This is a genomic window from Janthinobacterium sp. GW458P (genome assembly GCF_002127585.1).
GTDB lineage: Bacteria > Pseudomonadota > Gammaproteobacteria > Burkholderiales > Burkholderiaceae_D > Janthinobacterium.
The window spans coordinates 1-1238 of record NZ_NEGZ01000138.1 but is presented as its reverse complement, the minus strand read 5'-3'; the positions used below and the strand labels follow the sequence as shown (position 1 = coordinate 1238).

Sequence of the window (1238 nt, the reverse complement as noted above, 5' to 3'; positions counted from 1 at the left end):
GCCATCGGCGCGCGCCGCGTCCAGCACGGCGGGCGGCGGCGACCATGCCAGCAGTTGCCGCCGCAACACCGGTTCGCCGCGGGGATCGGCTTCGATCACGTCGCGATACTGGCGCAGCAGGTTTTTGACCATGCGCGCGCGCGACTGCTGCAAGCCGGCCACGTCGCCCGGATCGCCGGGATGGTCCGCGCCGGCGGCCCGGGCGGCATTGCCGGGTTCGAGCCAGTTTTGCTGTTTGAGCAAGCCCGGCGGGTCCCGCTGCAAGCCCAGGCCGTTGCCGTTCCCGATGCCTATGCCGCGCGGCATGGACGGATTCATCGGGCTTTGCATTGCGGGACGGTGGCCCTGGGCCTGCACGGCGGCGCAGGCGAACAGCAGGGGCAGCAGCGCCAGCAAGCGCCGGGCGGGAGGGAGCGACAAGGGCGGGCAGGCGGGCATGGCGTGGTATCCGGGCCGTTCAGTGATACAGGATGTTTCATCATATTAAGCCTAAATGGCCGAGGGATGGACTAAAATCCCTCACTCCATCGTTTACCAGATAGCAATGACGCCACCTGCCGCATCCCTGCACGCCGACATTGCCGCCTTGCTGCCGCGGCTGCGGCGCTTTGGCCGGGCCGTGACGCGCAACCACGAGGATGCCGACGATCTCGTGCAGGTCGCCATCGAACGGGCGCTCCGGCATGCCGGCCAGTGGGAAGCGGGTTCCCGCCTCGACAGCTGGCTGTTCCGGATCATGAAGAATGCGTGGATAGACGAGGTGAGGGTAAGGGTACGGCGCGACCGGCTGTTCGCGGCCGAGGAGGAAGGGCAATACGTCGGCGACGATGCATCCGAGCGGCAGGTGCATCGCCTTGCGGTACAGCAAGCGATCAGCCGGCTGAGCGAGGACCAGCGCATGGTGGTGGCCCTGGTGCTGGTCGATGGCTTGCCCTATAAAGAGGCGGCGCACGTGCTGGACATTCCGGTCGGCACGCTGACGAGCCGCCTGGCGCGCGCGCGCGAGGCGCTGCAGGCGCAGTTGTCCGATACGGCGAGGATACGATGATGCATTTCGATGATGAAACCTTGATGGCCTATGCCGATGGCGAGCTCGACCCGGCCACCAGCGCGCAGGTCCGGGCCGCAATGGCGGGCGACGCCGCGATGGCGGGGCGCGTGGCCCGGCACCGCGCCATGCGCGACGACGTCCACGCCAGCTTCGCCCCCGTCCTCGACGAGGCCGTGCCGCAGCGCTT

2 protein-coding genes and 1 pseudogene are annotated in these 1238 nt (G+C 68.3%); 2 read left to right on the top strand and 1 reads right to left on the bottom strand.

What is annotated here, in order from left to right; all coding sequences use genetic code 11:
* Positions 1 to 438: pseudogene (locus CBW50_RS28390) on the bottom strand (hypothetical protein); the annotation flags it as partial.
* A 106-nt stretch (positions 439 to 544) separates the two neighbouring features.
* Between CBW50_RS28390 and CBW50_RS28385 the strand changes: the two are divergent.
* Positions 545 to 1048: an RNA polymerase sigma factor gene (locus CBW50_RS28385; RefSeq protein WP_099374577.1), complete on the top strand. Its 504-nt coding sequence runs from the start codon at positions 545 to 547 to the stop codon at positions 1046 to 1048.
* The coding region (locus CBW50_RS28380) for a zf-HC2 domain-containing protein (RefSeq protein WP_172404933.1) at positions 1045 to 1238 on the top strand (194 nt) is incomplete at its 3' end. The genes CBW50_RS28385 and CBW50_RS28380, both read left to right, overlap by 4 nt.

Coding starts and splice junctions, on each gene's coding strand:
- CBW50_RS28385 (WP_099374577.1), top strand. CDS start 545: ATGACGCCACCTGCCGCATCCCTGCACGCCGACATTGCCGCCTTGCTG.